General features: G+C 72.7%; 13 protein-coding genes. 5 read left to right on the top strand and 8 right to left on the bottom strand.

Annotated elements, in window-relative coordinates; translation table 11 throughout:
• Window position 1 precedes the first annotated feature (1 nt).
• The 4 genes from GA0070610_RS29885 (at window position 2) to disA (ending at window position 4624) form a co-directional block, all read left to right on the top strand.
• On the top strand, window positions 2–841 hold the full coding sequence (locus GA0070610_RS29885) for a UbiA family prenyltransferase (protein WP_089003118.1): 840 nt from the start codon (window positions 2–4) through the stop codon (window positions 839–841).
• A 139-nt stretch (window positions 842–980) separates the two neighbouring features.
• On the top strand, window positions 981–1760 hold the full coding sequence (locus tag GA0070610_RS29880) for a hypothetical protein (protein WP_089003117.1): 780 nt from the start codon (window positions 981–983) through the stop codon (window positions 1758–1760).
• A gap of 88 nt (window positions 1761–1848) precedes the next feature.
• Window positions 1849–3303, top strand: coding sequence for a DNA repair protein RadA (gene radA / locus GA0070610_RS29875; RefSeq protein ID WP_089003116.1), 1455 nt, complete (start codon window positions 1849–1851; stop codon window positions 3301–3303).
• Window positions 3304–3445: 142 nt separating this feature from the next.
• Window positions 3446–4624: a DNA integrity scanning diadenylate cyclase DisA gene (gene disA / locus GA0070610_RS29870; RefSeq protein ID WP_089003825.1), complete on the top strand. Its 1179-nt coding sequence runs from the start codon at window positions 3446–3448 to the stop codon at window positions 4622–4624.
• Window positions 4625–4855: 231 nt separating this feature from the next.
• On the opposite strand, the gene GA0070610_RS29865 is transcribed toward disA, so the two are convergent.
• The 3 genes from GA0070610_RS29865 to GA0070610_RS29855 form a co-directional block, all read right to left on the bottom strand.
• Window positions 4856–5602, bottom strand: coding sequence for a hypothetical protein (locus tag GA0070610_RS29865; RefSeq protein ID WP_089003115.1), 747 nt, complete (start codon window positions 5600–5602; stop codon window positions 4856–4858).
• Window positions 5603–5750: 148 nt separating this feature from the next.
• Window positions 5751–6335, bottom strand: coding sequence for a peptide deformylase (locus tag GA0070610_RS29860; protein WP_089003114.1), 585 nt, complete (start codon window positions 6333–6335; stop codon window positions 5751–5753).
• Complete coding sequence (locus tag GA0070610_RS29855; RefSeq protein ID WP_089003113.1) at window positions 6332–6844, bottom strand: glycine cleavage system protein R; 513 nt, start codon at window positions 6842–6844, stop codon at window positions 6332–6334. The genes GA0070610_RS29860 and GA0070610_RS29855 overlap by 4 nt, the downstream gene beginning before the upstream one ends.
• Window positions 6845–7061: 217 nt before the next feature.
• Between GA0070610_RS29855 and GA0070610_RS29850 the strand changes: the two genes are divergently transcribed.
• Complete coding sequence (locus GA0070610_RS29850; RefSeq protein WP_089003824.1) at window positions 7062–7961, top strand: HhH-GPD family protein; 900 nt, start codon at window positions 7062–7064, stop codon at window positions 7959–7961.
• Between the two features lie 197 nt (window positions 7962–8158).
• Here the strand turns inward: GA0070610_RS29850 and GA0070610_RS29845 are convergent, their stop codons facing one another.
• From GA0070610_RS29845 to GA0070610_RS29825, 5 genes are all read right to left on the bottom strand, one after another.
• The gene (locus tag GA0070610_RS29845; RefSeq protein ID WP_089003823.1) at window positions 8159–8812 is read right to left on the bottom strand and encodes a C39 family peptidase; all 654 of its coding nucleotides are present in this window, start codon (window positions 8810–8812) and stop codon (window positions 8159–8161) included.
• 733 nt (window positions 8813–9545) lie between these two features.
• Window positions 9546–12077: an ATP-dependent Clp protease ATP-binding subunit gene (locus GA0070610_RS29840; protein ID WP_089003112.1), complete on the bottom strand. Its 2532-nt coding sequence runs from the start codon at window positions 12075–12077 to the stop codon at window positions 9546–9548.
• Between the two features lie 529 nt (window positions 12078–12606).
• Window positions 12607–12957 (bottom strand): histone-like nucleoid-structuring protein Lsr2, encoded by a 351-nt coding sequence (locus GA0070610_RS29835; RefSeq protein WP_308220812.1) that lies wholly within the window; start codon window positions 12955–12957, stop codon window positions 12607–12609.
• A 109-nt stretch (window positions 12958–13066) separates the two neighbouring features.
• Complete coding sequence (gene lysS / locus GA0070610_RS29830; RefSeq protein ID WP_089003110.1) at window positions 13067–14575, bottom strand: lysine--tRNA ligase; 1509 nt, start codon at window positions 14573–14575, stop codon at window positions 13067–13069.
• A gap of 129 nt (window positions 14576–14704) precedes the next feature.
• Window positions 14705–15463 (bottom strand): type III pantothenate kinase, encoded by a 759-nt coding sequence (locus GA0070610_RS29825; RefSeq protein WP_089003109.1) that lies wholly within the window; start codon window positions 15461–15463, stop codon window positions 14705–14707.
• Between the last annotated feature and the right edge of the window lie 25 nt (window positions 15464–15488).

Below are 15488 nucleotides of genomic sequence, written 5' to 3'. Positions count from 1 at the left end.
CATGTCGCCAACGGTGCTAGGGCTGGTCAGGGCGAGTCACCCGGAGCCGGCCGCCGCGGTCACCACGGTGGCCGGGCTGCTGGCGTGGGGCGTCGGGCACCGGCCCGCCGGGATCCTCGCCGTGGTCCTCACCGTGGCGGCCAGCCAGCTCGCCGTCGGCTGGGCCAACGACGCGCTCGACGCCGACCGGGACGCCACGGTGGGGCGTACCGACAAGCCGGTCGCCGCCGGCGCGGTCGGCCGGCGCGCGACGGCCGTGGCCGCCGCGGTGGCCGCGCTCGCCACCCCGGCGCTGGCCCTGGCCACGGGGCCGACCGCCGCCCTCTGCGCCACCCTCGGGCTGGTCTCCGCGCTGCTCTACGACTGGCCGCTGAAGTCGACCCCCGTCTCGGTGCTGCCCTACGCGGTGTCCTTCGGCTCGCTGCCGGCCTTCGTCGTGCTGGCACTGCCCGGGGCGGTCCTCCCCCCGGTCTGGCTCGTCGCCGCCGCGGCCTGCCTGGGCGCCGGGGCGCACTTCGCCAACGTGCTGCCCGACCTGGCCGACGACGCCCGGACGGGGGTGCGCGGGCTGCCGCACCGGCTGGGTCCGGCCGGCAGCCGGGCGGCCGCCGCGCTGCTGCTGCTCGCGGCGACCGCCACGCTGGTCCTCGGGCCGCCCGGGCCGCCGTCGGGGGTCGGCGTCGCGGCGGTCGCCGCCGCCGTCGTGGTGCCGCCGCTGAGCTGGTACGCCGGGCGCGCGGCCGCCCGCCCCGGGGGCCGGCAGGTGGCCGCCTTCCGGGCCGTGATGCTGGTCGCCCTCATCGACGTCGTCCTGCTGGTCACGAGCGGCCGACTGGTGTGAGCCGCGCCCCCTCGGGTGGCATCTCCGGGTCGGCGTGCGGCGGTCGATCAGGCCCAACTACCCTGGAGCGCGGTCTGCGCGGGCATGGCCACCAAGCCCGGCGTGAGCACCGGGTGGGATCGTGACGAGGAGGACCGACGTGACGCGCTCGATCAGGGGTTCCCGGCGGGCGGCCCTGCTGCTGTCCGGGATGGCGGCGGCGACCGGGCTGCTGCTGTCCGGCTGCGGCGCCGGCCAGGTCTCCGAGACCGCCAACAAGGAGCCGTCGGTCCAGGGCGTCAACCTGTCGGCCGGCAACGGCGAGTACGCGGTCCGTGGCCTGCTGGTCGACTTCCCCGGCACCGAGGGCTACCAGGCGGGCGCCAACGCCAAACTGAACGCCGTCATCTACAACGACTCGCGCAACCCGGTCACCGTGACCGTGACCACCGACAGCGCCCGCGAGGTGGTGATCACCGGCACCGGTGCGGCCGCCAGCCCGTCGGCGCCCCCGAGCGGGTCGCCGTCGCCCGACCCGTCCGCGTCGCAGTCGGCCAGCCCCGGCACCTCCGAGAGCCCCTCGGGCTCGCCCGCCCCGGGCACCTCGGAGAGCCCCTCGGGCTCCGCCAGCCCCGACGCCCCGGAGAGCCCGTCGGCCCCGGAGAGCCCCGCCGCGCCGGCCGGCGAGCCGGCCCGGATCGAGATCCCGCCGCTGAGCTACGTGCAGCTCAACACCGAGGCCGACCGGGCGCTCCAGCTCATCGGCCTGAACGAGTCGCTGCGCTCCGGCCAGAACGTCTTCGTGACCTTCGACTTCGGCAACGGCGTCACCGTCACCGGCCCGGCGCCCGTCGCCGTGCCGCTCACCCCGGCCGCGCCCCCGTCGCCGATCATCGAGCGCGAAGGCGGCTACGAGGGCCAGGAGGACGGCGGGCACTGACCCCGCCCCCGACGACCGAAGACACCGTCGGCGTGGTGACCGCCACGCCGACGGTGTCTTCGTCGTACCCGGGGACTAACGTCCCAATGTGACCACCTCCCGATCGACCTCCCCCCGCGCCGGCGGGGCCGGCGGGCGCGGCCGCGCCGCCGCGCGCGAGCCCCGGCCGGCCTACGAGTGCGACGCCTGCGGCCACCAGCCGCCGAAGTGGGTCGGGCGCTGCCCGGAGTGCGGCGAGTGGGGCTCGGTGGTCGAGTGCACGGTCACCGGCCCCACGGTCTCCGGAAAGGTGGTCAGCTCCCGGATGCCGGCCGAGCCGGCCCGGCCGATCGCCACCATCAGCGCCGCGCCGGCCCGGGCCCGCCCCACCGGCGTCAGCGAGCTCGACCGGGTCCTCGGTGGCGGCCTGGTCCCCGGCGCGGTGGTGCTGCTCGCCGGGGAGCCGGGCGTCGGCAAGTCCACCCTGCTGCTCGACGTGGCCCAGCAGTGGGCCGCCGGCGCGGGCAGCCCCTCCCTGGTGGTCAGCGGCGAGGAGTCGGTCAGCCAGGTCCGGCTGCGCGCCGAGCGGATGGGCGCCCTGCACGACCAGCTCTACCTCGCCGCCGAGAGCGACCTCGCCGCCGTGCTCGGCCACCTCGACGCGGTCAAGCCGGGCCTGCTGGTGCTCGACTCGGTGCAGACCATCTCCACCAGCAACGCCGAGGGGGTCTCGGGCGGGGTGACCCAGGTGCGGGCGGTCACCGCCGCCCTGGTGGCGGTGGCCAAGGAACGCGGCATCGCCACGGTGCTGGTCGGCCACGTCACCAAGGACGGTCAGGTGGCCGGCCCCCGGGTGCTGGAGCACCTGGTCGACGTGGTGCTGCACTTCGAGGGCGACAAGCACTCCTCGCTGCGCATGGTGCGGGGGGTGAAGAACCGGTTCGGCGCCGCCGACGAGGTGGGTTGCTTCGAGATGCACGAGGGCGGCATCAGCAGCCTGGCCGACCCGTCCGGGCTCTTCCTGACCCGCTACTCGGAGCCGGTGCCCGGCACCTGCGTCACGGTGGCCATGGAGGGCCGCCGGGCGCTCGTCACCGAGGTGCAGGCGCTGATCGGCGCGACCGTGGCCGGCTCGCCCCGGCGGACGGTCTCCGGGCTCGACTCGGCCCGCCTGGCGATGGTGCTGGCGGTGCTCCAGCGCCGCACGGAGCGGCTGACCCTGCACGACCGGGAGGTCTTCGCGGCCACCGTCGGCGGCATCCGGGTGGTGGAGCCGGCGGCCGACCTGGCCGTCGCCCTCGCCGTCGCCTCGGGCGGGCTCAACCTGGCCATCGCACCGCACCTGGTGGCGATCGGCGAGGTCGGCCTGACCGGCGAGGTGCGCCGCGTCGGGGCGGTGCCGCGCCGGCTGGCCGAGGCGGCCCGGCTCGGGTTCCGCCTCGCGCTGGTGCCGACCGGCTGCGGCCCCGACAGCACCGGCGTCACCCCCGAACACATGCGGGTGATCGAGGTGACCGACGTGCGCGCGGCACTCCAGGCCGTCGCCCGGGTGTCCGCCGAGTGAACGCCGGTGGCGCTCGACGGAACGTATGCCGCGATACCGGACAGTCCGGACGCCGACCCACGGTCCGGGCGAGGTGGGGCATCGTGACACATCACAGTAACCACGACAGCACCCACCGCAGGGCAGTCCGTAGACTGTGCGCGTGCCGATCGACCGCGACACCGCCAAGCCTGCTGGCGCGACACCCCACGCCCGCACCGGCGCCGTGTCCCCCGCCCGCGCGATCAGCGTGACCGTGACCGGCGGCGCCGGGGGCGCCGGCGACCCGCTGCGGGCGAACCTCGCCCTGATGGCCCCCGGCACCGCATTGCGCGACGGCCTCGAGCGCATCCTGCGCGGCCGGACGGGCGCGCTGATCGTCCTCGGCTACGACAAGGTGGTCGAGGGCCTCTGCACCGGCGGGTTCCCGCTCGACGTCGAGTTCTCCGCCACCCGGGTGCGGGAGCTGTGCAAGATGGACGGCGCGGTCGTGCTCTCCAGCGACGGCACGCGCATCGTACGGGCCGCCGTGCACCTGATGCCCGACCCGACCATCCCCACCGAGGAGTCCGGCACCCGGCACCGCACGGCCGAGCGGGTCGCCCGGCAGACGGGCTACCCCGTGATCTCGGTCAGCCAGTCGATGCGGATCATCAGCCTCTACGTCAACGGCCAGCGGCACGTGCTGGACGACTCGGCGGCGATCCTGTCCCGCGCCAACCAGGCGCTCGCCACGCTGGAGCGCTACAAGCTCCGACTGGACGAGGTGTCCGGCACCCTCTCTGCCCTGGAGATCGAGGACCTGGTCACCGTACGGGACGCGGTCGCCGTCGTGCAGCGGCTGGAGATGGTCCGCCGGATCGCCGACGAGATCGCCGGCTACGTGGTGGAGCTGGGCACCGACGGCCGACTGCTCGCCCTCCAGCTCGACGAGCTGATGGCCGGCGTCGACGCCGACCGCACCCTGGTGATCCGGGACTACCTGCCGGCCGGCCGGAAGTCCCGCACCCTCGACGAGGCGCTGGTGGAGCTCGATCTGCTGGGCGCCACCGAGCTGATCGACCTGGTCGCGGTCGCCAAGGCGATCGGCTACCCGGCCGCGTCCGACGCCCTCGACGCGGCGGTCAGCCCGCGCGGCTTCCGGCTGCTGGCCAAGGTGCCCCGGCTGCCGGTGACCGTGGTCGACCGCCTCGTCGTGCACTTCGGCAGTCTCCAGCGCCTGCTGGGGGCCACGGTCGAGGATCTCCAGGCCGTCGAGGGGGTCGGCGACGCCCGCGCCCGGGGCGTCCGCGAGGGGCTGTCCCGGCTCGCCGAGGCGTCGATCCTCGAACGCTACGTCTGACCCCGGCCGGGCCTGGGCACCTCGACCCGCCCCGGCGGCGACCGGTGCACGTACCGGGGCGACCCGTGTCCAGGCGGGCCGCAGGCCGTGGTGCACGCCGTCCGAGGCCCGGCACCGGCTGCGTCGAGCAGTGGGCGGCGCTGGGCGGACCAGGCGGTCGAGGCGGGCCGTTCCTGATCGCCCGGCACCCGCTGACGGCCGGGCCGAGGGCACCGCGGGGCGTGCGGGCGGTCAGTTGGTGACGGTGAGCTTGACCGGCTCGCTGAGCTTGGTGCCGACCCGGGCGAAGACCTGGTAGGTGCCGGCCGGCGGGTTGGGGCCCGCCGCCACCCCGTTGGCGCACTTGGTGGTGTCGCGGCCGTTCCAGCCCACCTGGTAGGAGCGTTCGAAGCCCGGGGTGAAGGACTGCACGTCGGCGCCCTGGGCGGTGCCGCACGTGTCGGACGACCAGATCTTCTCAGCCCCCGACTTGATGAACAGCTCCTGCACGGAGGCGCCGACGTCGCGGCTGCACGTCCGCTCCGACCGGTTCTTGATCTTGAGTTGCAGATCAACGACGGCCCCGCGCACCACCGAGGCGGGCTGGGCCACCGGGGTCACCGTGATCTCGGCGTCCGTGCAGGTGCCGTCGTCGACGGCCGGCACCACGGGCGCCACCGGCGGCGAATCGGTGGTGACCGAGCCACCCGGCGGGTCACCGGCGGAACCACCCGACGGTTCACCGGCGTCGGGGCCGCCCGGCGCGCCCGGCGAGGGCGCCCCGGTCTGCGGGGTGAGCACCGAGCCGGTGGGTTCCGGCGAGGCACCGGACGACGTCGCACCCGCGGAGGGCTGCGCGTCGCCGCCCTTGTTCGCGTTCCGGCTCGAACCGGTGCACGAATAGAGCAGGACAATCAGGAAGAGAAGCCCCGCTCCGAGTACGACGGCGCGACGCCGCCAGTAAACGGCGGGGGGCAGGGGGCCGACCGTCAGACGCATGATGCCCCCACCGTAGCGGCGCGGGGCACGCCAGCACCGCGCGACGCGCCGAGGCCGCCACGGCTCACCGCGTCGACACTCCACTTGCGACGGTTGCGCCTGCCGACCGTGTCCCGTCGGCGACGCTCGGTCGACGTACCGGCGCCACTCAGAGGTACACCTTGCGCTGGTAGATGGCGTGGGCGCCGGCGACCCGGTCCAGGAAGAGCAGGCCGGCGCAGTGGTCGATCTCGTGCTGGAGGGCCCGCGCCTCGAACCCGTCCGTCACCAGCCGTACGGGCCGACCGGTGCCCGGTAGCACGCCCTCCACCACCAGCCGGCTCGCCCGCTTGACGTCCCCCGTCAGGTCGGGCACCGACATGCAGCCCTCCCGGGCGACCTTCCACCGGCTAGCCTCGACGACCCGCGCGTTGCAGAGCGCGAAGGTGCCGTGCACGGTGAGCGCCTTCGGGTGGCCGACCACGTCCACCGCGAACACCCGCGCGGCCACACCGATCTGCGGGGCGGCCAGCCCGATGCAGCCCGGCGACACCCGCATGGTGGCGATCAGGTCGGCGGCCAGCCGTACGGTCTCCTCGGCAGTCGGGTCCACCTCGCCGCCGACGTAGGTGAGCACCGGCTCCGGGGCGGACACCACGGGCCGCACCTCCCCCGCCACGCCCAGGGAATCCGGGGTCCAGTCGCCGAGGCCCGCGTACGCCTCGCTGTCCGGGCCGCGCTCGCCGCCGGTCACAGCACGTCCGGATCTGCCGGGCGCAGGGTCACCCCGACGCCCAGTTCCGCAGCCGTCGCGGTCAACCGTCCGGCCAGCTCGTCCGCCGTACCGGGCGGCAGCTCCACCTCGGCCACCACGACGTAGAGCGCACCGGCCAGCCGGGTGCTCAGGTCGGTGACGTTGCCGCCGGCGTCGGCGAGCGCCCGGGTCATCGCCGCCACGATGCCCATCCGGTCCGCGCCGTGCACCGCCATCACGTACGGCTCGCCGGCGGGAGCCGTCTCACCGTCGGGGGTGACCGCGCGTACGGTCGCCAGCAGCTGGCCGTCGGCGGAGAGCGGCGCCAGCGCGGCCTCGACGTCGGCGGCGGCCGGGCCCACGCAGATCAGGGTCATCGCGAAGTGCCCCCGCAGCCGGGTCATCGTGCTGTCGGTGAGGTTCGCGCCGAGCCGGGCCAGCACCTCGGCGACGTCGGCCACGATGCCCGGCCGGTCCCGGCCGATGACGGTGATCGCGAGCTCGTTCATCCGGGCATTCTGCCCGATCCGTCCGCCACCGCCGCAGCGCCCCGCCCGCACCGCCCAGCCAGCGGGACGCTATGCGGCGGACGGCGGGGTGCGGCCCGGCCTCGACCGGGACGGGGCGCGGCGGGCGGCCGGGCCGCCGCAGGCCGGCGCGAGGCGGGCGGCGCGTCGTCGCCCGCGCCACTCCGGTCGCGGGCCGCGTGACATCATCGGCGGCGCGATGACTGAGCCCACCTTCGCCACCCTGGTCAGCCGGTGGTACGAGCAGAACGCCCGCGACCTGCCCTGGCGCGGGCCCGACGTGAGCCCGTGGGCCATCCTGGTCAGCGAGGTCATGCTCCAGCAGACGCCGGTCGTACGCGTGCTCCCCGCCTGGGAGGCCTGGCTGGCGCGCTGGCCGGAGCCGGCCGCCCTGGCGGCGGACAGCCCCGCCGAGGCGATCCGGATGTGGGGACGGCTCGGCTACCCCCGCCGGGCGGTACGGCTGCGGGACTGCGCCGTGGCGATCGTCGAGCGCCACGGGGGCCACGTCCCGGACCGGCTCGACCAGCTGCTGGCCCTGCCGGGCGTCGGCACGTACACGGCCCGGGCGGTCGCCGCGTTCGCGTACGGTCAGCGGCACCCGGTGGTCGACACCAACGTACGACGGGTCGTCTGCCGCGCGATCGCCGGCGAACCGGACGCCGGCCCGGTCACCCGCCCGCCCGACCTGGTCGCCACCGAGGAACTGCTCCCCACCGAACCGGCCGCCGCCGCCCTGGCCAGCGCGGCGTTCATGGAGCTGGGCGCGGTGGTCTGCGTCGCCCGGTCGCCCCGCTGCGGGGCCTGCCCCGTCGAGTCGGTCTGCGCCTGGCGCGCGTCCGGTCGTGAGGCGCCCGCGGGTCCGACCCGCCGCCCCCAGCGGTACGCCGGCACCGACCGGCAGGTACGCGGGCTGCTGCTCGGCGTACTGCGCGAGGCCACCGGGCCGGTGCCGCACCAGCGGCTCGACCAGGTGTGGGCCGACGACGTCCAGCGGTCCCGGGCCCTCGCCGGGCTGGTGCGGGACGGCCTCGTGGAGCCGGTCGGCGAATCCTCGTTCCGCCTCCTCGGCGACGGACCGCCGGTCCCGGTGGGCTGACGCACCTCGACTCGCCCCGGGCCCGACCCCGGGCTCGGGCCGGTCCGGTGCGCCGAGGCTCTCGGTTCCTTCACGGCTCGGCGCAACGCCCCGGCTCGCTCGACGCCGGCTCGGCGGCATGACGAAAGGGCCGGCCCCCTGGGTGGGGGCCGGCCCTTGTCGTCGTTGCGTGGTGCGGGGCTGTGCGGGGCTACTGGTCAGGCGGTGTAGCCGCGGGTGGCGATCCAGTCGGCGAGGTTGTCGACGCTCATGCGGTAGGAGGCCTGGTTGGGGTCGGCGGAGTCGGCGATGGTGACGGTGTTGCCGTTGTCGCGGTAGCCGACGACGCTGATGTAGTGCCCGCCTTCGAAGGAGTGGGTGGTGCCGTCGGTGTCGGTGGCGGTGCCGGCGATGTTGGCGACGACGGCGTGGCCTTCGTCGATGGCGGTGACGATGTCGGTGCGTAGCTTGTCGGTCTGCTTGTCGTCGGCCTTGGGGTCGCGGATCTCGACGGACTGGTAGGCGTCGCGGCCGGTTTCCTTGTTGAGTACGGGGGTGATGTCGTTGATGGAGTTGGTGCCGGCTTCGGTGGTGCCCATGCGCTGGGCCATGCCGTCGACGTCGATGTTCTTGCCCTGCACGCTCAGGGCGTTGCGGGCGGCGGCGGGGCCGCAGTAGTAGAAGTTGGGCTGGGCTTCGTAGCGCACGCCGAGTTCGCGCTCGCCGTGCTGCTTGCGGTCCTGGCTCACCGGGGTGGGCTTGCCCTCGGCAGGCGCGGCGACGGCGGTGGTGACGGGGCCGGCGATGGCGCCGCCGGTGAAGGCGAGCCCGGCCACGGTCAGAGCGGTCTTACGGAAGATGTCGGTACGCATGATGGTCGGCACCTTTCGATCGGGGGTACGCGACACACACCAAGGGGGGGCGGGTGCGCCGCGAGAAAGGAAAGGTCGAGATGTCCGGGGGCCTGCGGCCGGGGGGCCGAGGCTCGTTCCCGGGGGGATGCAACCGGCCGGGCCGGCCACACATTCCACGTCCACACGTCTCGCGGGGCTCGTGCGACGGGCACCCGCCGGGGTCCGGGGATGTAACCACGGTGGGGGGCCGGTCATTCCGGCGGGCCGGTGCCCGGTGGCTCAGGCCCGGATGGTGCTCCGCGGTCCGGAGGATGTAACCACCCGGGCCGGACCCGCATTCCGCCGGCCACCCGGCCGGCGAACGGCGTGGTCATTGAACGGCCTGGTCACGCGGCCACGATGGTTACAACGACCCGGCGCCCCGACCCATGCCCCGACCCCCGGTGGCGTCCGCCACCCCAAACCGGCACATACCACCCACCCTGCGGCGATCATGCAGTCCTGGTGGGGCACAAACCGCGCGATCGTGCCGATAGACGGCACCACAACTGCGTGATGCACGGGGCCTGGAGCGGGGACGGGGGCGGGGATCGCACGCGGGCCTGGAGCGGGGGCGGGGACCCGGGGACGGGGATCCCACGCGGTCCGGGGCGGGGACAGGGACGGGGCGGGGTGACGGCGTAGTGACGACGCAAAGCGCGGCGGCCCGGTGGCTGGTGCCACCGGGCCGCCGCCCTCGTGCTGTTCGGCCTTACTCGTCCGCGCCTGCGGCGGCGGTGCCGCCGAGGTCGGCCGGGACGGCGTCCGGCACGGTGGCCGGCCGGTCCGCGCCCTTGAAGACGAGCTTGGACTTGTCGATGTCCTCCGGATCGCCCTCGCAGTCCACCACCACGATCTGACCCGGGGTCAGCTCGTTGAAGAGGATCCGCTCGGACAGGTTGTCCTCGATGTCGCGCTGGATCGTGCGACGCAGCGGACGCGCGCCGAGCACCGGGTCGAAGCCCTTCTTCGCCAGGTACTTCTTGGCGTTGTCGGTCAGCTCCAGACCCATGTCCTTGTTCCGCAGCTGGCCCTCGATCCGCTGGATCATGATGTCGACGATCGAGAGGATCTCGGTCTGACGCAGCTGGTGGAAGACGATGGTGTCGTCGATCCGGTTGAGGAACTCAGGCCGGAAGTGCTGCTTGAGCTCGTCGTTGACCTTCTGCTTCATCCGGTCGTAGTTGGACTCGGAGTCCTCCGACGCCTGGAAACCGAGCGAGACCGCCTTGGCGACGTCACGGGTGCCCAGGTTGGTGGTCAGGATGATGACCGTGTTCTTGAAGTCCACGATCCGGCCCTGACCGTCGGTGAGCCGACCGTCCTCCAGGATCTGGAGCAGCGTGTTGAACACGTCCGGGTGGGCCTTCTCGATCTCGTCGAAGAGGACCACCGAGAACGGCCGACGCCGCACCTTCTCGGTCAGCTGGCCGCCCTCGTCGTAGCCGACGTAGCCGGGAGGGGCACCCACCAGCCGGGAGACCGTGTAGCGGTCGTGGAACTCGGACATGTCCAGCTGGATGAGGGCGTCCTCGCTGCCGAAGAGGAACTCGGCCAGCGCCTTGGAGAGCTCGGTCTTACCGACACCGGACGGGCCGGCGAAGATAAACGAGCCCGAGGGGCGCTTCGGGTCCTTCAGGCCGGCCCGGGTGCGCCGGATCGCCTTCGAGACCGCCTTGACCGCGTCCTCCTGGCCGATGACGCGCTTGTGCAGCTCGTCCTCCATGCGCAGCAGGCGCGAGGTCTCCTCCTCGGTCAGCTTGTAGACCGGGATGCCGGTCCAGTTGCCGAGCACCTCGGCGATCTGCTCGTCGTCGACCTCGCTGACGACGTCCAGGTCACCGGCCTTCCACTCCTTCTCCCGCTGGGCCTTCTGCCCGAGGAGCTGCTTCTCCTTGTCGCGCAGCTGGGCGGCGCGCTCGAAGTCCTGCGCGTCGATCGCGGACTCCTTGTCGCGACGCACCTGGGCGATGCGCTCGTCGAAGTCGCGCAGGTCCGGCGGCGCGGTCATCCGGCGGATCCGCATCCGGGCACCGGCCTCGTCGATGAGGTCGATCGCCTTGTCCGGCAGGAAGCGGTCGGAGATGTAACGGTCGGCCAGCGTCGCGGCGGCCACGAGAGCGGCGTCGGTGATGCTCACCCGGTGGTGCGCCTCGTAGCGGTCGCGCAGGCCCTTGAGGATCTCGATGGTGTGCGCCAGCGACGGCTCACCCACCTGGATCGGCTGGAAGCGGCGCTCGAGGGCCGCGTCCTTCTCCAGGTGCTTGCGGTATTCGTCGAGCGTGGTCGCACCGATGGTCTGCAGCTCGCCGCGGGCCAGCATCGGCTTGAGGATGCTCGCCGCGTCGATCGCGCCCTCGGCGGCACCGGCGCCGACCAGGGTGTGGATCTCGTCGATGAAGAGGATGATGTCGCCGCGGGTGCGGATCTCCTTGAGCACCTTCTTGAGGCGCTCCTCGAAGTCACCGCGGTAGCGGGAACCGGCGACCAGGGCACCGAGGTCGAGCGTGTAGAGCTGCTTGTCCTTCAGCGTCTCGGGCACCTCGCCCTTGATGATCTTCTGGGACAGCCCCTCCACCACGGCGGTCTTGCCGACGCCGGGCTCACCGATCAGGACCGGGTTGTTCTTGGTACGGCGGGAGAGCACCTGCATGACCCGCTCGATTTCCTTCTCGCGCCCGATGACCGGGTCGAGCTTGCCCTCGCGGGCGGCCTGGGTCAGGTTGCGGCCGAACTGGTCCAGCACCAGGCTGGTCGACGGCGCGGCCTCGCCCGGCGCGGCGCCCGCCGCAGCCGGCTCCTTGCCCTGGTAGCCCGAGAGCAGCTGGATCACCTGCTGGCGGACCCGGTTGAGGTCGGCGCCGAGCTTGACCAGCACCTGGGCGGCGACGCCCTCACCCTCGCGGATCAGCCCGAGCAGGATGTGCTCCGTGCCGATGTAGTTGTGGCCGAGCTGAAGCGCCTCGCGCAGCGACAGCTCCAGCACCTTCTTGGCCCGCGGCGTGAACGGGATGTGCCCGCTCGGCGCCTGCTGGCCCTGGCCGATGATCTCCTCGACCTGCTGTCGCACACCCTCCAGGGAGATGCCGAGGCTCTCCAGAGCCTTGGCGGCGACGCCCTCACCCTCGTGGATCAGGCCCAGCAGGATGTGTTCCGTACCGATGTAGTTGTGGTTGAGCATCCGGGCCTCTTCTTGGGCCAGGACGACAACCCGTCGCGCTCGGTCGGTGAACCGCTCGAACATGCCCTCGTGCTCCTCACGTGCCGTGCGCACTCGATCTTGATGGTCAAGAAGTCGTGGCGGGGCCGGTGCGCGGACGACCGGGACGGGCGTCCGTGCCTCCTTACTCTATCGCCGCGAACCGACTCCGCTGAGGTCGTGTGTCCCCGCCGGAGGCCGTGTACGCGCCGTTTTGCACAACCGTCCGCGCTCAGGGGGTGTTCCGGTACCCCTACCTGTACGCGCAGAGCGAAATTCGGCGCGGTCGCGGAACCCGTCATACGGGTCGCGCCGGTGCCTGCGCGGCCCGGATCCGGACCGCGCGGGAGTCGTCCACAGGCTGTGGACAGACTCTCCACCGGCTGTGGACAACGACCGTCGGGACCGAATTCTTCCCGCTCGGCTGCCGTCGCGGGCGGATACGGCGAGCCCGCTACGAAGCCAGCCTGGCGGGCACCGCGACGCCGGCCCGGAGCCAGCCGGGCGGATACGGCGACGCCGGCCCGGAGTCGTGCTCCGGCCCGGCGTCGTGGTCGCCCGTCGAGGGTCCCGGTCAGTGACCGGCCTTCGCGTGGTACTCGTCGACGATCTCCTGGGGGATCCGACCCCGGTCGGAGATGTCCTTGCCGGCCTTCTTGGCCCAGGCGCGGATCGCCTTGTTCTGCTCCCGGTCGGCGGTGGCACCACCTCGACCGCGCGCGGCCCGGCCTCCGACGACGACGCCGCCCCTGCCCACCTTGCTGCCGTGGGCGATGTACGGGGCGAATACGTCGCGCAATTTCTCGGCGTTCGAGCTAGACAGGTCGATCTCGTACTGAACGCCGTCGAGCGCGAACTTGACCGTCTCGTCAGCGTCCCCGCCGTCCAGGTCATCGACCAGCTTATGAATGATCTGCTTGGCCACGTCCCACATTCCTTTCGAGCAGGGTGCTCCTGCAAACTGTAAGCACGATAACCTGCGCGACGCTTGCCGCGTCAATAGGATGCGGTAACGACCCGGTGGAGATGCGCGACTACTCCGGGCGAACCAGGGGGAAGAGGATGGTTTCCCGAATTCCCAGGCCCGTGAGGGCCATCAACAGCCGGTCGATTCCCATTCCCATACCCCCGGCCGGCGGCATTCCGTACTCCATCGCCCGGAGAAAGTCCTCGTCCAGCCGCATGGCCTCGTCGTCGCCGCGGGCGGCGAGCTGCGCCTGGGCCACCAGCCGCTCCCGCTGGACCACCGGGTCCACCAGCTCGGAGTACGCGGTCCCGAGCTCGAAACCGAGCACGTAGAGGTCCCACTTCTCGGCCAGTCCGGGCTCGCTGCGGTGCGCCCGGGTCAGCGGGCTGGTCTCCTCCGGGTAGTCGCGGACGAAGGTGGGCGCCGTCAGGCCCGGCACCACAAGTTCCTCGAACAGTTCCTCCGCCAGCTTGCCCGGCCCCCACTTGGGGTCGACCGCCAAACCCACCTTGTCGGCGTACTCCACGAGGCGGGCGCGCTCGGTGCGTACGGTGACCTCCTCGCCGAGCGCCTCGGAAAGCACCCCGAAGAGGGTCACCGAGCGCCACTCGCCGCCCAGATCGAACTCCCGGCCGTCGGCGTGCGTCACCACGGTCGACCCGCCGACGGCGATCGCCGCCTGCTGCACGAGATTTCGGGTCAGCTCGGCCATGGTGTCGTAGTCGCCGTAGGCCTCGTATGCCTCGAGCATCGCGAACTCGGGCGAGTGCGAAGAGTCGACACCTTCATTACGGAAGTTGCGGTTGATCTCGAAGACCCGGTCGACGCCGCCGACGACGGCCCGCTTGAGAAACAGTTCCGGCGCGATTCGCAGATACAGGTCGGTGTTCAGTGCATTGCTGTGGGTCACGAATGGCCGGGCCGCCGCGCCCCCGTGCAGCAGCTGGAGCATCGGGGTCTCGACCTCGATGAAGTCCCGGCCGTGCAGCGAGTCGCGCAGGCTGCGTACGGCTGCGGCCCGGGTGCGCACCATCTGGCGGGCCTGCGGCCGGACGATCAGGTCCACGTAGCGCTGCCGGACCCGCGCCTCCTCGCTCAGCGGCTTGTGCGCCACCGGCAGCGGGCGCAGCGCCTTCGCCGTGACCGCCCACTGCTCGGCCAGCACGGACAGCTCGCCGCGCCGGCTGGTGATCACCTCGCCGGTCACCCCGACGAGGTCACCGAGGTCGACCAGGCGCTTCCAGTCGTTCAGCCGGTCGGCGCCGACCCGGTCGAGGGAGAGCATGGCCTGCAACTCGGTGCCGTCGCCGTCGCGAAGCGTGGCGAAGCAGAGCTTGCCGGTGTTGCGTACGAAGATCACCCGACCGGTGACCGAGACCCGGTCGCCCGTGGCGGTGTCGGTGGGCAGCTCGGCGTACTTCTGCCGGAGGTCGGCCAGCGTGCTGGTCCGGGGGAAACCGATCGGGTACGGCTCGACGCCCTCGGCGAGCATCCGGTCCCGCTTCTCCCGGCGGACCTTCATCTGCTCGGGAAGGTCGTCGGCGGGATCGACTGGCACGGGGTTCTGCTCGGTCACGGCACGCTTCCTCAGAAGGAGATTTCGGGCGGGGTCAGGCCCCGAGCGTACTCAAGGCGCCCGGAGGGCGTTACGGGATAACCCGCCCGCATGACCGGCCCCACTCACGCCCTCTCCGGCGGCCGGGGTTCAGACGTTGCGGTCGTAGACCATCCGCAGGCCGATCAGGGTGATCATCGGCTCGTGGTGGGTGATCGTGCGGCACTCGTTGATCACGAGCGAGGCCAGCCCGCCCGTGGCGATCACGGCGCTCACCTCGCCGATCTCCTCGATCATCCGCTCGACGATCCGGTCCACCTGCCCGGCGAAGCCGAAGTAGAGGCCGGACTGGAGGCACTCGACGGTGTTCTTGCCGATCACCGAGCGGGGCTTCGTCGCCTCGACCTTGCGCAGCTGGGCGGCCCGGGCGGCGAGCGCGTCGAAGCTGATCTCGATGCCCGGGGCGAAGGCGCCGCCGAGGAACTCGCCCCGGCCGCTGATCACGTCGAAGTTGGTGGTGGTGCCGAAGTCCACCACGATCGACGGCCCGCCGTAGAGGGTGTAGGCGGCCAGGGTGTTCACCACCCGGTCGGCGCCCACCTCCTTCGGGTTGTCGATGGCGAGCTGCACCCCGGTGCGCACCCCGGGCTCGACGATCACGCTCGGCAGGTCCGCGTAGTAGCGGGACAGCATGGTGCGCAGCGAGCGCAGCGCGGCCGGCACGGTGGAGCAGGCCGCGACCCCGGTGATCTCGACCGCGTCCCCGGCGAGCAGCCCGCGGAACTTCAGGCCCAGCTCGTCGGCCGTCGAGCGCGCATCGGTCTTGATCCGCCAGGAGTGCACCAGCTTGTCGCCGTCGAAGGTCGCCAGCACGGTGTTGGTGTTTCCGATGTCGATGCAGAGCAGCACGCACGCAGCCTAGACAACGGCCGGC

The sequence above is a fragment of the Micromonospora echinofusca genome (assembly GCF_900091445.1).
Taxonomy (GTDB): Bacteria; Actinomycetota; Actinomycetes; order Mycobacteriales; family Micromonosporaceae; genus Micromonospora; species Micromonospora echinofusca.
This window is presented reverse-complemented; position numbering and strand designations above follow the sequence as displayed.

Excerpts from the sequence above, each read along its gene's own strand:
- GA0070610_RS29885 (WP_089003118.1), top strand. The coding sequence starts at position 2 with ATGTCGCCAACGGTGCTAGGGCTGGTCAGGGCGAGTCACCCGGAGCCG.
- GA0070610_RS29865 (WP_089003115.1), bottom strand. The coding sequence starts at position 5,602 with ATGCGTCTGACGGTCGGCCCCCTGCCCCCCGCCGTTTACTGGCGGCGT.
- GA0070610_RS29855 (WP_089003113.1), bottom strand. The coding sequence starts at position 6,844 with ATGAACGAGCTCGCGATCACCGTCATCGGCCGGGACCGGCCGGGCATC.
- GA0070610_RS29850 (WP_089003824.1), top strand. The coding sequence starts at position 7,062 with ATGACTGAGCCCACCTTCGCCACCCTGGTCAGCCGGTGGTACGAGCAG.
- GA0070610_RS29845 (WP_089003823.1), bottom strand. The coding sequence starts at position 8,812 with ATGCGTACCGACATCTTCCGTAAGACCGCTCTGACCGTGGCCGGGCTC.
- GA0070610_RS29840 (WP_089003112.1), bottom strand. The coding sequence starts at position 12,077 with ATGTTCGAGCGGTTCACCGACCGAGCGCGACGGGTTGTCGTCCTGGCC.